A 17,620-nucleotide genomic window follows, 5' to 3' on the forward strand; every position below is an offset into this window, starting at 1 on the left:
GATATTTTTTTCCACCGAAGTGGCTGATATCGTCTTGTGAGTGCCCACACAGATTGTCTGATAAATTGTTAAAGAGCGTACGCTGCGAGACTTAACTCAGCAACGTGGGAGGCAGATAATACTCTTTCTCCCTGAAGAGTCAACCATTTTCTTTTACAAGATGCGGTGTTTTCACCGGGTTGATTCTTCCTGACTGGGCGACTTGGTTCTTGTTAGAGGAGTCGTTGTTCCCGGTCAGTGGAGGCGCATTATAGGGAGTTCTCAGAAGGCCGCAACCCCTAATTTCAAAAAATTTTCTGAATGCTTTCTTTTTGGCCTGAACGTCTATTAAGCCCGCATTAGTGCGATTTTTTATACGATATTTGCCCAAAATCTTCAGCGAATTTGGCCACCTGCTGCCAGTCGGTATATTCCACTTCTTTACGGGTATCTGTTTCACCACCTGTCATCCGCATAATCAGTTGGATCATTATCTTATCGAACCAGCGATATCGCGGATAACGTAATGCGCCAGCAAAGACACCGCACATTGCCGGTTCCCACGGGGATGCCAGCAGGAATTTACGTACATAGGCATTAGTCTGTGGCGTTCGTTTTTCGGGTTTGCGCGCTGTCAGGTTGACGCCGAAAAAAGCCGACGGCATGTGATTCAAGGTTTCGGCGTGTTTTTTAACGAACTTATCCAGTACCGGGTTAAAGTGGCCGTAACGTATAGAAGCGCCGATCATCACCTGGTCATAGCTTTTCAAATCGACATGTTCCGCATGTACCAGATCAACAACATCGCAGTTGCACTTTTCTTTCAGCTCACTTGCTATATAAGAAGCGATAGCATGTGTCTGCCCGTCACGACTTGAATAGAGTATCAACGCTTTCATACTTGTTTTCCTTTCTTAAAACTCATTCCCGCCAGAACGTCGGCGTGAACAGCACTAATAATGTGAAGACTTCCAGACGACCAAACAACATGGTGACGATCAGGATCCATTTCGCCACGGAATTCATCGAAGCAAAGTTATCAGCCACCACCCCCAGCCCCGGGCCAAGGTTATTGAGTGTGGCGGTAACCGCAGCAAAGGCGGAGAAGTTATCCACACCGGTGGCAACAATCGCCAGCATGCTGACAATAAACACCAGTGCGTAAGCAGAGAAGAAACCCCATACCGCTTCTATGATACGTTCAGGCAAAGCTCGGTTACCCAATTTGATGGTGTAAACCGCATTCGGGTGAACCAGCCTTTTCAGCTCGCGTGAACCCTGTAAATAAAGCAGAAGAATACGGATCACTTTAAGACCGCCGCCCGTTGAACCGGCACAACCACCGATAAAAGCAGAGCACAATAATAGAAGCGGCAGGAACAGCGGCCATTTGGAAATACTGTCAGTGGTATAGCCTGCGGTGGTGGCCATTGATACCACCTGGAAGAATGCCTGATTGAGCGTTTCCAGCGGCGAGCCGTAGGTATTGTGGATCCACAGAATCACCGTGCAGATGACGACCAGCGTGAACTGCACGCCGATAAACATGCGAAATTCCGGATCACGCCAGTATACCTTGAGGTTTCGCCCGCTCAGCACCGCAAAGTGCAGGCCGTAGTTACAGCCGGAGATCAACAGGAATACCGCCACAATGGTATTAATCGTTCCGCTATGGAAATAGCCGATGCTGGCATCATGCGTCGAGAAGCCACCGATAGCGATAGTCGAGAAACTGTGGCTGATGGCATCAAAGACCGGCATACCGGCGCCCCATAATGCCAGCGCACAGGCGATGGTCAGCAGCACATAGATAAGCCACAGCGTTTTTGCTGTTTCGGCGATACGCGGGCGCATCTTGTTATCTTTCAGCGGCCCCGGCATTTCGGCGCGATACAACTGCATTCCGCCGACCCCCAATATCGGCAGAATGGCTACCGCGAGCACAATGATCCCCATACCACCAAACCATTGCAGCATCTGCCGGTAGAAGAGAATCGCTTTCGGCAAAGAATCCAGCCCGACCAGCGTGGTCGCGCCCGTCGTCGTCAGGCCGGAGAAAGATTCAAAGAAAGCATCGGTAAGGGAAAGATTCGGCCGCTCGGAGAACAGAAAAGGCAATGCCCCGACGCTGCCCAGCACCGTCCAGAACAGCACCACAATCAGGAAACCTTCCCGTGGCTTCAGCTCACTTTTCTGCTTCCGGTTTGGCAGCCAGAGAAATAACCCAATCGCCAGGGCGACAAAGAAGGTCTGACTGAACGCACGCCCCGCACCATCGCGGTAAATTAAAGCGACCAGACCGGGAATAATCATCGTTCCCGAGAAAAGGATGACGAGCACCCCCACAATGCGTGTTATGGCACGAAAATGCATGCTGGTGCGTTCCTCAGCGAATTAACCATAGAAAAATTTAAGAAACCGGACGCAGGATTAGCGTGCCACGGCTGATATCGAACAAATGGCTGACGGTTGCCGGTGCATCTGCGGCAGGCAACGCCAGAACGAGATCCACCGCCGCGCCGTATTCACTGCGTAAAATATGCCCGCCAACCTGCAAAAGCAGCGTTTCCACCAGCTGTAACTGGCTGTAATCACACTGCACCGCGAACTCCGCCAGCGGAACCTTTTGCTGCACGATAAGTTGTTTTAATGCCTGCTGAACACCGCCGCCGTAGGCTTTCACTAACCCGCCAGTACCCAGCATTATGCCACCGTAATAACGCACCACGACGGCGGTGATCTCCCCGACTCCGCTTCCCATCAGCTGACTTAAGATCGGTTTACCGGCTGTGCCCGCCGGTTCGCCATCATCAGAAAAGCCCAGTTGCTGAGAATCAGCAGGCGCGCCAGCTACAAACGCCCAGCAGTGATGACGCGCTGCCGGATGCTGGTTTCTGACCTCCTGAATAAAAGCCTTTGCCACTTCAACTCCCTCAGTTCTCGCCAGCAGGGTGATGAAGCGACTCTTCTTTATTTCTTCGCTGAAACTGACAGGCTCAGCGGGGACGGGATAAGGCTGCATCAGGCCAGCTTCAGATCACGTGTCATATTTTCGATACGATTATCGTGGATGACAATGTTGTCTTCGATACGAATGCCGCCAAATGACTTCATGGCATTGATGCGATCCCAGGCAAAGTGTTTGCTAAACTGCCCTTCGCGCCACGGTAACAGCAACGAATCGATGAAATACAAACCCGGCTCGATAGTCAGCACCATGCCTGGCTCAATCACACGGGTACAACGCAGGTAGGGATATTGCGAAGGCGCGGCCAGATGCGTGCCGGTATCATCCTGCATAAACCCGGCAACATCGTGAACCTGTAACCCCAGCGGATGCCCCAGACCATGCGGCAGGAAAGGCCCGGTCAGGTTCTGTTCCACCATGGCGTCTTCACTAATATCCACCACCAGCTTATGCGCTTTCAACAATTTGGCGATACGGTGATGCATCTGAACATGATAGTCGGTATAGCGCACACCGGCTTTAATCGTATCAATTAACGCAAGTTCTTCCGTATTGAGATCTTTCACGAGTGCTGCGAAATCACTGTCCGGTTTTGCGGCATAGGTACGCGTCAGATCGGCGGCATAACCGTTATATTCTGCACCGGCATCAAGCAGGAAGCTGTGCATTTCGGCAGGCGGCTGATTATCGAGCGTAGTGTAATGCAGTACAGAAGCGTGTTCATTGAGCGCGACAATGTTGCTGTAAGGCACATCGGTATCACGATGACCGGTAGCAGTGAGATACGCCAGATTGATATCAAATTCGCTCATGCCGGAAAGGAACGCTTCTTTCGCCGCGCGATGGCCACTGACCGCGACTTTCTGCGCTTCACGCATACAGGCCAGTTCATAGTCTGTTTTGTAAGCGCGATGATAATGCAGGAAATCCAGTACCACTTTCGGATTCACGTTCGCCGCAGGGATACCCATGCTGATCGCACGTTCCTGACTGTAACCGATGTAACCCACACGTTTGAGATCAACCGGCAACTGGCCTTTGATATCGTCAGCGTTGGCCAGCGGCGTCAGGGAAATCTCTTTCGTCCAGAAGGACTCCGGCAGCGGCTCATGGCTGTGCCAGTAATCCACCGGAGAATAGAACCACAGCTTCGGCGCATTCACGCCATCCACCCACAACCAGCAGTTCGGCACTTTGGTGACCGGCACCCAGGCTTTGAACTGCGGATTGACTTTGAAGGGATAACTGTGGTCATCAAGGAAGGTCGTCAGCAACTCACCGGAGTGAATCAGTAACGCATCAAGCTGAGAACGTTGCAGAATTTCACGGGCACGCGTCTGCAGCGTGGCGATATGTTCTTTATAAAGCGTAGTAAGCGATTCCATCCAACTGTCCTTTTTTCACCTGAATGACGATGCAGCATCTTACCACAGCCTCACCGCGACCATAGTCCCGGAAGGTTTGTGATCTTGCCTGCAAATAAAACACATCTCATTTGCAAATTATTAACATAAAAACCACACTCCAAAACATCTGGTCATACCAGATCATCCCAGATGATTCAGGAGAGACACATGCTCTACCAAGGCGAAACACTACACCTGCACTGGCTCGACGGCGGTATCGCGGAGCTGGTGTTTGATGCTCCAGGCTCGGTTAACAAGCTCGACACCCAAACTGTCGCCAGCCTGGGCGAAGCCATTGCAGTACTTGAAAAACAGTCTGACCTGAAAGGTCTGCTGCTCAGTTCGGCCAAACCAGCGTTTATCGTGGGCGCGGATATCACCGAATTTTTATCCCTGTTCAACGCGCCAGCCGAAAAACTGCATGAATGGCTGGATTTCGCCAACAGCATTTTTAACCGGCTGGAAGACCTGCCGGTACCGACACTTTCTGCCATCAGCGGTTATGCGCTGGGCGGCGGTTGCGAATGCGTGCTGGCGACAGATTTTCGTATCAGCACTGCCGATGCCCGGATTGGCCTGCCGGAAACCAGTTTAGGGATTATGCCGGGCTTCGGCGGTTCCGTACGTCTGCCACGTCTGATTGGGACCGATAGTGCGCTGGAAATTATCGCCGCCGGTAAAAATATCAGCGGAAAAGAGGCCCTGAAAGTCGGGCTGGTCGATGCAGTGGTTGAAGCCGATAAACTGCGCGACGCTGGCATCAGCATGCTGAGAAACGCCGTTGACGGCAAACTGGAATGGCATAACCGTCGTGATCCTAAACGTCTGCCGTTGAAACTCAGCCAGATTGAAGCGGCGATGAGCTTCAGCGTCGCCAAAAGTATGGTCATGCAAAATGCCGGTAAACACTATCCGGCGCCCATGAGCGCGGTGAAAACCATAGAAGCCGCGGCCCGTCTGGGTCGTGATGAAGCGTTGCAGCTGGAAACCGCCAGCTTTGTGCCGCTCGCACAATCAAAAGAAGCCCGCGCACTGGTCAGTATTTTCCTTAACGATCAGTTTGTGAAAAGCAAAGCCAAAAAACTGGCGCAAGACAGCGAAAAACCGAAACAGGCCGCCGTATTGGGCGCGGGCATTATGGGCGGCGGGATCGCCTACCAGTCTGCGCTGAAAGGCGTGCCGGTTGTGATGAAAGATATCAACGACCAGTCCCTGACGCTCGGCATGAACGAGGCTGCCAAGTTGCTGAACAAGCAACTGGAGCGCGGTAAACTCGACGGTCTGAAAATGGCTAAAGTGCTGTCGACCATTCATCCGACGCTGGATTACAGCGGCATCGAACGTGCCTCTGTGGTCGTTGAAGCCGTGGTCGAGAATCCTAAAGTGAAGGCCGCGGTGCTGGCGGAAGCGGAATCTCTGCTCGGCACCGATACCGTTCTGGCCTCGAATACCTCGACCATTCCTATCGATCTGTTGGCGTCTTCGCTCAAACGCCCGGAAAACTTCTGTGGTATGCACTTCTTCAACCCGGTGCATCGTATGCCGCTGGTCGAAATCGTGCGTGGTGAGAAAACCTCAGACAAAACGATTTCGCGCATCGTTTCTTACGCACTGGCGATGGGTAAAACGCCTATCGTGGTCAACGACTGCCCGGGATTCTTCGTCAACCGCGTACTGTTCCCGTATTTCTCCGGTTTCAGTCTGTTACTGCGTGATGGCGCTGATTTCCGCCAAATCGACAAAGTGATGGAAAAACAGTTCGGCTGGCCGATGGGTCCGGCTTATCTGCTGGATGTGGTCGGCATCGACACCGCGCATCACGCCCAGGCCGTGATGGCCGCCGGTTTCCCTGAGCGCATGGCACGGGATTACCGTGACGCTGTTGATGTGCTGTTTGATAACCGTCGTTTTGGGCAGAAAAATCAACTCGGTTTCTACCGTTACAGCGAAGACAGCAAAGGCAAGCCGCGCAAGGAAGTTGACGAACAGGCGATCAGTCTGCTGGCCGACAACCTGAAACCAGCAGACACTGACTTCTCACCGCAGGACATCATCGCCCGCATGATGATTCCGATGATTAACGAAGTGGTGCGCTGCTTTGAGGAAGGCATTATTGCCAGCCCGGCCGAAGCCGACATGGCGCTGGTCTACGGCATCGGATTCCCTCCTTTCCACGGCGGCCCGTTCCGTTATCTCGATACCCTCGGTACCACTGAGTATCTGAAAATGACTGAACAGTATGCACATCTGGGGCCGATGTATCAGGCACCGGAAGGGCTACGCGCCAAAGCGCAAACCAATGAAAGTTACTATCCGGTTGCCGCTCCGCTGGAAAACTTCAGCACCGGTAATCAGGCATAAGGACCGAAATCATGGAAAACGTAGTCATTGTTGACGCAGTCCGCACGCCAATGGGCCGTTCAAAAGGCGGCGCATTCCGCCATGTCAGGGCTGAAGATCTCTCCGCGCATCTGATGCGTGCCGTACTGGCCCGTAATCCGGCGCTGAACGCCAAAGATATTGATGATATTTACTGGGGCTGCGTCCAGCAGACGCTGGAACAAGGCTTCAACATTGCCCGTAACGCGGCGCTGCTGGCGGAAATACCGCACAGTGTTCCCGCGACTACGGTCAACCGTCTGTGCGGTTCTTCCATGCAGGCGCTGCATGACGCCGCCCGCGCCATTATGGTCGGTGACGCACAGGTCAGCCTGATCGGCGGTGTGGAACATATGGGTCATGTGCCGATGAATCATGGTGTGGATTTCCATCCGGGGCTGAGCAAAACCGTAGCGAAAGCCGCAGGGATGATGGGACTGACGGCGGAAATGCTGGCAAAAATGCACCAGATCAGCCGTGAAATGCAGGATGAATTTGCCGCACGTTCACATCAGCGTGCTCATGCAGCCACCGTACACGGGCATTTCGCTAACGAAATTGTGCCGACCGAAGGCCATAACGCCGATGGCGTTCTGACCCGTTATGATTTCGACGAAGTGATCCGCCCGGAAACGACGGTCGCCACACTGGCAGCTTTACGCCCGGCGTTCGATCCGGTGAATGGCACTGTCACGGCGGGAACTTCTTCTGCCCTCTCCGACGGCGCATCGGCAATGTTGCTGATGAGTGAATCCCATGCAAAATCTTTAGGTCTGAAAGCCCGTGCCCGCATCCGCGCTATGGCGGTGGTGGGCTGCGACCCGTCCATTATGGGTTATGGCCCGGTGCCGGCAACGCGTCTGGCTCTGAAACGCGCCGGACTGAGCGTGCAGGACATCGGTCTGTTCGAACTGAACGAAGCCTTCGCCGCACAAGCCTTGCCGTGTGTGAAAGATTTGGGACTGCTGGAAACTATGGAGGATCGCGTCAACCTGAACGGCGGTGCCATTGCGCTCGGTCACCCGCTCGGCTGCTCCGGCTCACGTATTTCCACCACACTGCTGAACCTGATGGAGCGCCGCGACGTCCAGTTTGGCGTTGCGACCATGTGTATCGGTTTAGGTCAGGGCATTGCGACCGTTTTCGAACGCATCTGATTCTCTCTTTGTGCAAAAGCAAAAAAGCGGGCATTTAGCCCGCTTTCATCAATGTGTTCTGCCTGTTTTAGTTGCCGTTTTCCCGCCTGTCAGGGGCGGGCTTTTTCATTGTTCAATCAGATGAAAGAGAAAGCATCACCAAACAGACGGTCTTCCTGCGCACCGCGCTCGGCGACAAAACGTTCACGGGCGATTTTAGCCATCTCAAAACGACCGGCGATATAAATGTCGTACTCAGCCAGTGAAGAGAAATCCTGTAAAACCGCGCTCAGCACGGTACCGCTTCTGCCCTGCCAGCCCTCTTCCGGCTGTTCAACTACCGGGATCACCTTCAGGTTCGGATGATTAATGCTCATCGCTTCCAGCTCACCAAGATCGTACAGATGCTTCAGTTCACGCCCGCCCCAGTAAATGGAGATATCGCGGTGCGGTTGCTGCTCAAGTGCGGTGATAAGAATCGAACGGACGTAGGAGAAGCCGGTGCCACCGGCAATCAGCACCAGAGGACGCTCGCCGTCTTCACGTAGCCAGGCATCGCCGTGCGGAATATCAACGGTGATTGCCTGTTCTTTCAAAATGCGATCCATCACGGCCATCGCGTACAAATTCAGTTCAGACGCGCCGATGTGCAGCTCAATCACATTGTGTTGAGCCGGCGTCGAGGCCAGCGAGAACGGGCGCTTGTCACGCTCATCCATTACCACCATAAGATACTGACCCGCGCGGAACGAGAAAGGCGCTTCCGGAACCAAGCGGACGCGATACACCGTATCCGTTATCGCCTCAACCGAGGTCACTTTACAGCTCAATGTTGTCATGCGTTCCCTCTGTGGGTCATCAAAGCAAAGCGTAGGACAAAGATTCGATTATTTTTTCGCATCGTCTTTATCATTAAGAATAGCGAGTTCATCCCAAATAGCATCGATACGCGCGGTGACTTCCGGATCTTTCACAATCGGACGTCCCCATTCACGCTGCGTTTCACCCGGCCATTTGTTGGTCGCATCCATCCCCATTTTTGAGCCAAGCCCCGAAACCGGAGAGGCAAAATCGAGATAATCAATCGGGGTATTTTCCACCAGAACCGTATCCCGCGCGGGATCCATCCGGGTGGTGATCGCCCAAATAACGTCGTTCCAGTCGCGGGCATTCACATCGTCGTCGCACACAATCACAAACTTGGTGTACATAAACTGACGCAGGAATGACCAGACCCCCATCATCACGCGTTTAGCATGACCGGCGTATTGCTTCTTCATGGTAACGACAGCCAGACGGTAGGAGCAACCCTCAGGCGGCAGATAGAAATCAACAATTTCCGGAAACTGTTTTTTCAGGATTGGCACAAACACTTCATTCAACGCCACACCCAGAACCGCAGGTTCATCCGGCGGACGGCCGGTGTAGGTCGAATGATAGATGGCATCTTTTCGCTGCGTCATGTGCGTAATGGTAAACACCGGGAAGCTATCCACTTCATTATAGTAGCCGGTGTGGTCGCCATAAGGGCCTTCCGGTGCCATTTCACCCGGCTCGATATACCCTTCAAGCACAATCTCGGCGCTGGCAGGCACTTCCAGATCGTTGGAAATACATTTCACCACTTCCGTTTTGTTACCACGCAACAACCCGGCAAAGGCATATTCAGACAGCGTATCGGGCACCGGCGTCACAGCGCCAAGAATCGTTGCCGGATCGGCACCCAGCGCCACGGAAACCGGAAAACGCTGGCCCGGATTCTGCTGGCACCATTCCTGGAAATCGAGCGCGCCGCCCCGATGGGACAACCAGCGCATGATCACTTTATTTTTACCCAACACCTGCTGACGATAAATGCCCAGATTTTGACGCGGCTTGTTCGGGCCACGAGTCACAGTCAGGCCCCAGGTGATGAGCGGCGCGGCATCTTCCGGCCAGCACTGCATCACCGGAATTTTGGTGATATCGACCGCATCGCCTTCCCAAATCTGCTGCTGACAAGGTGCCGAATGCAGCACTTTGGTCGGCATGTTCAGCACTTGTTTAAACTTCGGCGCTTTGTCGTATAAATCACGAAAACCGCGTGGCGGCTCAGGTTCTTTCAGAAACGCCAGTAATTCACCGACTTCCCGCAACGCACTGACATCTTCTTTGCCCATGCCCATCGCCACACGCTGAGGTGTGCCGAATAAATTGCACAAAACCGGCATGTCGTAGCCTTTAGGATTTTCGAACAAAAGCGCCGGACCACCTGCACGCAGGGTACGATCGGCAATTTCGGTCATTTCCAGATAAGGGTCAACTGACTGGCTAATGCGTTTCAGTTGGCCTCTCTTTTCGAGTAACGAGAGGAAGTCACGTAAATCACGGTATTTCATGCTGATTCTGAGTCGCCAGGTTGAAGGAGAGCATTATAGAGCCTCTCCGGAGTTGTTGCTGCTTTTTTGTTATCAGCAAGTTTGTTATCAGTAAATTTCTTATTGGTAAGTAAAGTCTGATAACGAAAAAGCAGTATAACCGTCAGGCCGGGTATTTTTGGTCTGACGGTGCGGAAGTTATATCGCGACGACAATCACACGCAGTTAAAAGACACCAGAGGCTGGAGCGCCTGAGTATCCTGATATTCCTGTGTGTCTTGCCCGTGGCGGAAAACCTTAAACCCCTGATTTTTAGCACTGAAGTAACTCAGATCATTGCCGGACACCTGCAACAGGCTGCCTTCACGCAACGCAATCACTGATTCAGACGGGTTAACCGCGCAGAATTCCGCAATGCGCTCATCACGGGTTTCGCCCATATGACCGCTTAAATGGGCATCGATGTAATGCGGATTGATTTGCACCGGGAACAGGCCGAGAGCAGGCAGAACCACAGAGTTGCGAACAGGCATATCATTGGTGGTGCGGATGCTTGGCGTGGCGACATTACAACCCGCACTCCAGCCAACATAAGGCACATTGCGCTCACGCACTGCCCGCTGAATCGGTACGATCAGGCTATGTTCATGCAGCATCTGATTAAGCATCCAGGTATTCCCGCCGCTGATCAAAATGCATTGTGCGCCGGCAATAGCTTCAGCAGGATTTTCTGCATGATGAATGCTACTGACGCGAATGCCCAACGTATCAGAAAGTTCCAAGGCGCGGGCATCGTAATCACTGCGGATCAGGGCGTAGGGGACCAGCACGGCAGAGGTGATATTGTGTGCCTCAAACATAGTCTGGATGCGCGTTTTAGCGTAACCCAGTAACTCAGATTCACCTGAAAGCTTGCCGTTACTCAGTAAAAACAGCTCCATGAGATTTCTCCTGATAAAATAGGATTAATAGAGGGGATAAGAACGCGCTTTTCTCCGATAATAAAAGATAACGGGCCGACAATCAGCAAACGTCTGCATAGACTTGCACTGTCTGTATCTCATGAGCGGCTTTTGGTATGCTGCCCCGCTCAACGCTTTTATGTGGGAAACTATGGAATCCTGGTATTTACTCTATTGCAAACGTGGTCAGCTTCTTCGCGCAAAAGAACATCTTGAACGCCAGAACGTTAACTGCCTGACGCCGATGATCACACTGGAAAAACTGGTGCGCGGACGCCGCACTGCGGTCAGCGAGCCACTGTTTCCAAATTACATGTTCATCGAGTTCGACCCTGAGCGGATCCATACCACGACGATCAACGCAACGCGTGGCGTCAGCCACTTCATCCGCTTTGGTGCGAAACTGGCCACCGTCCAGCCTGATGTCATCAAACAGTTGATGGAGCCACCAACAATTGAAATCCGTGATCCTGATACGCCGTATGAAGGCGATCAGGTGGTGATTACCGACGGGATTTTTGCCGGTATCGAAGCGATTTATACTGAACCGGACGGCGAAGCACGTTCACTGCTGATGCTTAACCTCATCAACCAGCCGGTTCGTCAGAGCATCGAAAATACGCACTTCCAAAAAATCTGACCGGCATCTCCGCCCAGTACAAATGATAAAGGCACCGTTAAAGGTGCCTTTATCATTGGGTTCAGCGGCGCGCGGACAATGCAAAAAGTTTACGTGTATTGTCATCCGTGATATCTGCCAGCCACTGAGGATCTTCCCCGCGCCACAGCGCGACCTGTTTAACAATATGCGGCAGGAAAGCCGGTTCATTGCGGCGGTTTTTCGGCTTGTTTTCCATATCACGCGGCAGTAAATACGGTGCATCGGTTTCAAGCATTAACCTGTCCGCAGGGATCAGCGGCAGCATGTCACGTAATTCCAGCCCGCGACGCTCATCGCACACCCAACCGGTAATACCAATCGACAGTCCGAGAGATAAATACAACTCAAGCTCCTGACGGGTGCCGGTGAAACAATGAACCACGCCGCCCGGCAAATCGGATAGCCAGGGTTTCAGCAACGCGGCGAAGCGCTCACCAGCATCGCGACAATGCAGAAACACCGGCAACTGTAATTCTTTCGCCAGCGCCAGCTGTGCCGTGAAAGCCGCTTCCTGTCGATCTGCCGGAGAAAAGTTGCGATTGAAATCCAGCCCGCACTCACCGATAGCCACAACATTGGGTAACACTGCAAGCTCACGGATACCGGCTTCAACCTGCGCATTCCAGTCACTTGCCTGATGCGGATGCACGCCCGCCGTCGACCAGCAAAAATCAGGATGCTCATCCGCCATTTTCTGCGCTTCGACACTTTCCTGCGCTGACGTTCCGGTGATCAACATGCCGCTCAGACCGGCAGTTCTGGCTCTTTCCACTACCTGCAGCCGATCTTTATCAAACTGACTGCTGGTGAGATTTATACCGATTTCAAACATGGGGAGTCCTGAAACAGAAACCGCCCAACAGGGCGGTTTCTATGTATAACGAAAGAAACTTTAAGCAGGCTGATCCGGATCGGTCTCGTTGTCGACGTCCGACCGGCGACGGCCTCCGACATAGAAACGGGCAAAGAACACGCCGATTTCAAACAACAGGTACATTGGAATGGCCAGCAATGTTTGCGAGAACACATCCGGCGGTGTTAACAACATCCCGACCACAAAAGCCCCGACCAGCACATACGGACGTTTCTTTTTCAAGTCTTCGGGTGTCGTTACACCACTCCAGCAAAGCAACACAATCGCGATAGGCACTTCGAAGGAGACGCCAAACGCCATAAACAACGCCATCACGAAATCGAGATAGTTGTTAATGTCGGTGGCTATCTGCACGCCAGCCGGTGCAGTTTTCGCAAAGAAAGCAAACGCCAGCGGAAACACGACGAAATAAGCAAACGCCACACCGAGATAAAATAACGCGGAGCTTGAAAACAGCAGCGGCATCATGAGACGGCGTTCGTGTTTGTAGAGCGCCGGAGCCACAAATGCCCAGACCTGATACAAAATGAACGGTGCAGAGACAAACACCGAGACAATCATGGTCAGTTTGATAGGCGTAAAGAACGGCGACGCGACGTCAGTCGCAATCATGCTCGCGCCCAGCGGCATTTGTTTGATCAGCGGTGAAGCCACCAACTGATAGATGTCATTTGCGAAATAAACCAGCGCTAAAAACACCACAATAATGCAGATAATGGCATTTAACAGGCGCTTACGCAGCTCAATCAGATGACTGATAAGGGGTTGTGTATCTTCAACTGCCATGTTTAACGCTCGCCTGTCGTTTGAGTTGATGAAGCCGGTTTAGCCGGTGCTGCGGGTTCAGCCACAGGGGCTTCAGCAGCAGTTTTCACAACCGGTGAAACGTCAACAGAAGCGTCAGCCGCGTGTTCCGCCGAGGCCGTCAGCTTTTCAGCCGCAACATGCGCCGTTTTATTTGAGGCCAGAGCGGCATCAACAGCACTTTGCGGTGCCGTTGCCGGTGCAGAAACCACATTGTCGGCAGCAGCAGGAGAGACACCCGCATCATGGTGCGCTTCAGCTTCATCCAGAACAGGGTTGTGGATGGTGTTGCCTTCCGCTTTGGCTTCTTCCACAGCTTTCTCTGCAGGATTCAATCCTGAATTGATCGACTGCTTCATAGATTCTGCGGCTTCTTTCAACTCGTCCATAGACGCTTTGATTTCTGGCGTGAGATTCTTCAGACCGGCTTCTTCCGCTTTCTTCAGGCTATCCTGCAATTCCTGGAGTTTCAGTTCCTGCGACAATTCGCTTTGAACTGAAGCAGCCATGGCACGAAGCGTACGGATCCAGCCTGCTACTGTTCTGACTGCTACAGGTAAACGCTCGGGCCCGAGGACAACCAGGCCAATCACCAATACCAGCAGCAGTTCACTAAATCCAATATCGAACACGGCTTATACCTGCTCTTTGTTTTGGCTCTTGGTGTCTTCTGCTTTCGCTTCTGGCTTGCTTTCAACAGACTTTGCTACGAAATCAGCATCAGTGGGAGAAACGTCAGCGTCTTTAGTTTTTGACTGGCTGTCGTCGTCACTCATGGCTTTTTTGAAGCCTTTGATGGAAGCACCCAGATCAGAACCCAGACCACGCAGTTTCTTCGTACCGAACAGCAGTACCACAAGAACAACGAGGATCAGGATTTTTGTAATACTAATACCACCCATTATTTTCACCTCAAACAGGAAGGAACGACATTTATTGCCGTCCGCAAACGGCATTCGATTTAAAACAATTTGCTCAGCTGGCGCGCTTCCATCCGATTAACCAGGAAACAACACCGGCTGCCATCAGGCAGGCGGGGTAAACCTTAACGCCACCCAACAGTAAGAGGGTTCCGCTCAGTAACAGCGTCGCACCCATTCCCAACAAATAACGAGACTGCCCCTGACGGGAACTCTGGTTATGGATCTGGGAGGAAAGCTTCTCAATGTTGTATTGCAACAGCTTGTGCTGATGCAGGCTCTGATAAACCAAATCTGGCAGTTCAGGCATTTTCTCAATCCAGAACGGCGCACGCTCTTTCAGTGCGCGGATCATCGCCGGCAGACCCACCTGATCACGAACCCAGCTTTCGAGGAAAGGTTTCGCCGTTGTCCACAAATCCAGTTGAGGATAAAGCTGACGCCCGAGGCCTTCTACATACAACAGTGTCTTTTGCAGCAACACCAACTGAGGCTGGACTTCCATATTAAAACGGCGAGCCGTATTAAACAGATTTAACAATACGTTACCGAAGGAAATATCCGCCAGCGGTTTCTCAAAAATCGGTTCACACACTGTCCGAATTGCAAATTCGAATTCTTCAACGTTGGTATCTCGCGGGACCCAGCCGGAATCGACATGCAATTCAGCTACTTTGCGGTAATCACGGTTAAAGAACGCGATGAAATTCTCCGCCAGATAGCGCTTGTCTTCCTTATTGAGCGAACCAACTATGCCGCAATCAATGCCTATGTAGCAAGGATCTTCAGGCGTTTCGTAGCTCACAAAAATATTGCCCGGATGCATATCCGCATGGAAGAAACTGTCGCGAAAAACCTGAGTGAAGAAGACCTGTACACCGCGCTCCGCCAGCAATTTCATATTGGTGCCCTGTTTTTTCAGCGCCTCAATATCAGAAACAGGGATCCCGTAAATACGTTCCATCACCATCAATTGTTCGCTGCAATAGTCCGGGTACACTTCCGGCACATACAGCATCGGGCTACCTTCAAAGTTACGGCGAAGCTGAATGGCATTCGCGGCTTCACGTAACAGATTCAGTTCATCGAGCAGCGTTTTCTCATACTCACGTACCACTTCACGCGGACGCAAACGGCGACCATCCGGTAACAAAATCGGTAGCCAGCCAGCAAGACGCGACATCAAACGGATATCAGCAACAATGGTCGGTAAAATATCCGGACGGATAACTTTGAGCACCACCGGTTTGCCGTTTTCTTTCAGGATCGCCGTGTGCACCTGAGCAATCGACGCAGACGCCAGCGGCGTCTGATCGAACTCATCAAACCAGGTTTCCAGCGGGCCACCCAGCGCGGCATCAATTTGCTGACGGGCTTTCGCACCATCAAACGGCGGAACATGGTCCTGAAGCAAAGCCAGCTGATCGGCTATGTGCGGGGGGAAAAGATCGCGGCGTGTAGACATCATCTGACCGAACTTGATCCAAACCGGCCCAAGCTGTTCCAGTGCCAGGCGCATGCGCTCACCTAACGGCTTTTCTTTATGACGATTTGGTAACCAGAAAAAAAGATAACGACCAATTCTCAGTGGTAACGTTAAGCGGATTTTAGGGATCAGTTCGTCAAGGCCGTAGATCAGAAACATGCGGATAATCAGATATAAACGTCGCATTTCCCTAGGCGTCACGGTTTGTCCTCCAGTTTTTTGATACGTTTATCCAGCGCATCCAGCTCACACACCAGTGCGGAAACCTCATCACTAAACCAGACAACTTCCAGCGGACCGGGTGCCATTTTCCACTCTTCAGTCAGCGTTTGCGCCACATAGCTCTGCTGGTGTTTCAACCCTTTTTGCAAAAAGCTGAAAACGCCCTGCACGGTCTGACTCAGCCCCTGTGCCGCAATGTCACCGATATAGGGTGCCAGAAATTCCGCAGGCTCAATTTCCGCCATATCCAGCAATGCAGAGAACTGCTGAACCAGGGCGATATCGCCATCAACTACCAGCTCGCCACTGCGCATCATGGGCGACAACTGCTGGCGATCACGTAACTTATGCAGCACTGACAGTTTCGAGGTGACGGTGCAATCTGCCGCGCCGTCCCATTGCCCGAGCACATCAATTTTCTGTTCACTGAACACAAACGTCAGTGGTGTACTCAGTTCCTGCAATTCAACACGCAGAACTTTACCGGCCAGACGTGTCCGCGCCGCCTTCATGCTGCGATCTCTGAAAAGCAGGTAATTAAGCGGCGTCTCGATAGCGGCAGTCAGTAACGGCGTTAACAACATCGGCATACTCATATCAGAATTTGAAACCCCGATGTAACGCCACAATGCCGCCAGTCAGGTTGTGATAAGTCACATTTTCAAAACCTGCGTCCGCCATCATTCCTTTCAGTGTTTCCTGATCCGGATGCATACGGATTGATTCAGCCAGATACCGGTAGCTTTCGGCATCGTGTGCAACCAGCTCGCCAATACGCGGTAAAATATGGAAGGAATAGGTGTCGTAAGCTTTGCTCAGCGGCTTCAGCACCGGTTTGGAGAATTCCAGTACCAGCAGACGCCCGCCCGGCTTGAGTACGCGGAACATGGAACGCAGCGCCTTCTCTTTTTCAGTCACGTTACGCAGACCGAAAGAGATGGTGATACAGTCAAAATAGTTATCCGGGAACGGCAGAGCCTCGGCATTCGCCTGAACGTAGCTGACGTTGCCGACGATGCCAAGATTGCGCAGCTTTTCGCGGCCCATCTTCAGCATGGAATCATTGATATCCGCCAGCACGACTTCGCCTTTCTCACCCACCAGACGGGAAAATTTTGCGGTCAGATCGCCCGTACCACCGGCCAGATCCAGCACACGTTGTCCCTGACGGACACCGCTGCAATCAATAGTGAAGCGTTTCCAGATGCGATGAATACCGAAAGACATCAGATCATTCATCAAATCATATTTTGCCGCAACGGAATGGAAGACTTCTGCCACCATTTCCTGTTTTTCATCTTTGGCTACTGTACGAAAACCAAAATGGGTGGTTTCCGGCGTCTGCTTTTCCATTATTTATGCCTGCTTTTTCAGTCGAACTCTTGGGGAGAAGTGTATCAGAACCCGTTCGAAAGCCCCATCACCGATGGTGATTCAACATATTGCAAAAATTCATGCATTGAATC

17 protein-coding genes are annotated in these 17,620 nt (G+C 52.2%); 3 read left to right on the forward strand and 14 right to left on the reverse strand.

The features are described from left to right. Positions 1 to 338: 338 nt before the first annotated feature. Genes hemG through pepQ form a run of 4 tightly spaced genes read right to left on the reverse strand, consistent with a single transcriptional unit; the run spans position 339 to position 4,332 of the window. Positions 339 to 878 carry a menaquinone-dependent protoporphyrinogen IX dehydrogenase gene (gene hemG / locus DXU84_RS22155; RefSeq protein WP_153376665.1) on the reverse strand — a complete coding sequence of 180 codons (540 nt, stop codon included), beginning with the start codon at positions 876 to 878 and terminating at the stop codon, positions 339 to 341. Between the two features lie 22 nt (positions 879 to 900). After that, positions 901 to 2,352: a Trk system potassium transporter TrkH gene (gene trkH / locus DXU84_RS22160; protein ID WP_013577421.1), complete on the reverse strand. Its 1,452-nt coding sequence runs from the start codon at positions 2,350 to 2,352 to the stop codon at positions 901 to 903. 37 nt (positions 2,353 to 2,389) lie between these two features. After that, positions 2,390 to 3,001, reverse strand: a complete 612-nt coding sequence (locus DXU84_RS22165; protein ID WP_013577422.1) for an IMPACT family protein — start codon at positions 2,999 to 3,001, stop codon at positions 2,390 to 2,392. Next, positions 3,001 to 4,332 carry a Xaa-Pro dipeptidase gene (pepQ, locus tag DXU84_RS22170; RefSeq protein WP_013577423.1) on the reverse strand — a complete coding sequence of 444 codons (1,332 nt, stop codon included), beginning with the start codon at positions 4,330 to 4,332 and terminating at the stop codon, positions 3,001 to 3,003. Before pepQ ends, DXU84_RS22165 begins: the two co-directional genes overlap by 1 nt. 189 nt (positions 4,333 to 4,521) lie before the next feature. Here pepQ and fadB point away from each other — a divergent pair, with 189 nt between their 5' ends. Then, entirely contained in the window at positions 4,522 to 6,714 is a 2,193-nt protein-coding gene (gene fadB, locus DXU84_RS22175; RefSeq protein ID WP_153376666.1) for a fatty acid oxidation complex subunit alpha FadB, read from the forward strand. A gap of 11 nt (positions 6,715 to 6,725) precedes the next feature. Then, positions 6,726 to 7,889 (forward strand): acetyl-CoA C-acyltransferase FadA, encoded by a 1,164-nt coding sequence (fadA, locus tag DXU84_RS22180; RefSeq protein ID WP_112152559.1) that lies wholly within the window; start codon positions 6,726 to 6,728, stop codon positions 7,887 to 7,889. A 116-nt stretch (positions 7,890 to 8,005) separates the two neighbouring features. Here the strand turns inward: fadA and fre are convergent, their stop codons facing one another. From fre to pepE, 3 genes are all read right to left on the reverse strand, one after another. Next, complete coding sequence (fre, locus tag DXU84_RS22185; protein ID WP_013577426.1) at positions 8,006 to 8,707, reverse strand: NAD(P)H-flavin reductase; 702 nt, start codon at positions 8,705 to 8,707, stop codon at positions 8,006 to 8,008. Positions 8,708 to 8,755: 48 nt separating this feature from the next. Continuing rightward, positions 8,756 to 10,246 (reverse strand): 4-hydroxy-3-polyprenylbenzoate decarboxylase, encoded by a 1,491-nt coding sequence (gene ubiD, locus DXU84_RS22190; RefSeq protein ID WP_153376667.1) that lies wholly within the window; start codon positions 10,244 to 10,246, stop codon positions 8,756 to 8,758. 194 nt (positions 10,247 to 10,440) lie between these two features. Then, positions 10,441 to 11,166, reverse strand: a complete 726-nt coding sequence (pepE, locus tag DXU84_RS22195) for a dipeptidase PepE (RefSeq protein ID WP_013577428.1) — start codon at positions 11,164 to 11,166, stop codon at positions 10,441 to 10,443. A gap of 172 nt (positions 11,167 to 11,338) precedes the next feature. Between pepE and rfaH the strand changes: the two genes are divergently transcribed. Then, positions 11,339 to 11,827 carry a transcription/translation regulatory transformer protein RfaH gene (rfaH, locus tag DXU84_RS22200; RefSeq protein ID WP_015690568.1) on the forward strand — a complete coding sequence of 163 codons (489 nt, stop codon included), beginning with the start codon at positions 11,339 to 11,341 and terminating at the stop codon, positions 11,825 to 11,827. 61 nt (positions 11,828 to 11,888) lie between these two features. Here the strand turns inward: rfaH and tatD are convergent, their stop codons facing one another. The 7 genes from tatD to ubiE form a co-directional block, all read right to left on the reverse strand. Next, positions 11,889 to 12,680, reverse strand: a complete 792-nt coding sequence (gene tatD / locus DXU84_RS22205; protein WP_112197623.1) for a 3'-5' ssDNA/RNA exonuclease TatD — start codon at positions 12,678 to 12,680, stop codon at positions 11,889 to 11,891. A gap of 60 nt (positions 12,681 to 12,740) precedes the next feature. Then, positions 12,741 to 13,508 (reverse strand): Sec-independent protein translocase subunit TatC, encoded by a 768-nt coding sequence (gene tatC / locus DXU84_RS22210; protein ID WP_013577431.1) that lies wholly within the window; start codon positions 13,506 to 13,508, stop codon positions 12,741 to 12,743. A 2-nt stretch (positions 13,509 to 13,510) separates the two neighbouring features. Further along, positions 13,511 to 14,158: a Sec-independent protein translocase protein TatB gene (gene tatB, locus DXU84_RS22215; RefSeq protein WP_013577432.1), complete on the reverse strand. Its 648-nt coding sequence runs from the start codon at positions 14,156 to 14,158 to the stop codon at positions 13,511 to 13,513. A gap of 3 nt (positions 14,159 to 14,161) precedes the next feature. Further along, a complete protein-coding gene (tatE, locus tag DXU84_RS22220) occupies positions 14,162 to 14,428 on the reverse strand; it encodes a twin-arginine translocase subunit TatE (RefSeq protein WP_013577433.1) in 267 nt (88 codons plus the stop codon). A 73-nt stretch (positions 14,429 to 14,501) separates the two neighbouring features. Continuing rightward, positions 14,502 to 16,133 (reverse strand): ubiquinone biosynthesis regulatory protein kinase UbiB, encoded by a 1,632-nt coding sequence (gene ubiB, locus DXU84_RS22225; RefSeq protein WP_013577434.1) that lies wholly within the window; start codon positions 16,131 to 16,133, stop codon positions 14,502 to 14,504. Further along, positions 16,130 to 16,738, reverse strand: a complete 609-nt coding sequence (locus tag DXU84_RS22230; protein ID WP_013577435.1) for an SCP2 domain-containing protein — start codon at positions 16,736 to 16,738, stop codon at positions 16,130 to 16,132. Before DXU84_RS22230 ends, ubiB begins: the two co-directional genes overlap by 4 nt. Positions 16,739 to 16,751: 13 nt before the next feature. Beyond that, a complete protein-coding gene (gene ubiE, locus DXU84_RS22235; protein ID WP_013577436.1) occupies positions 16,752 to 17,507 on the reverse strand; it encodes a bifunctional demethylmenaquinone methyltransferase/2-methoxy-6-polyprenyl-1,4-benzoquinol methylase UbiE in 756 nt (251 codons plus the stop codon). Between the last annotated feature and the right edge of the window lie 113 nt (positions 17,508 to 17,620).

The organism is Rahnella sp. RcJ3, assembly GCF_009498575.1.
In the GTDB taxonomy this organism is placed as follows: domain Bacteria; phylum Pseudomonadota; class Gammaproteobacteria; order Enterobacterales; family Enterobacteriaceae; genus Rahnella; species Rahnella aceris.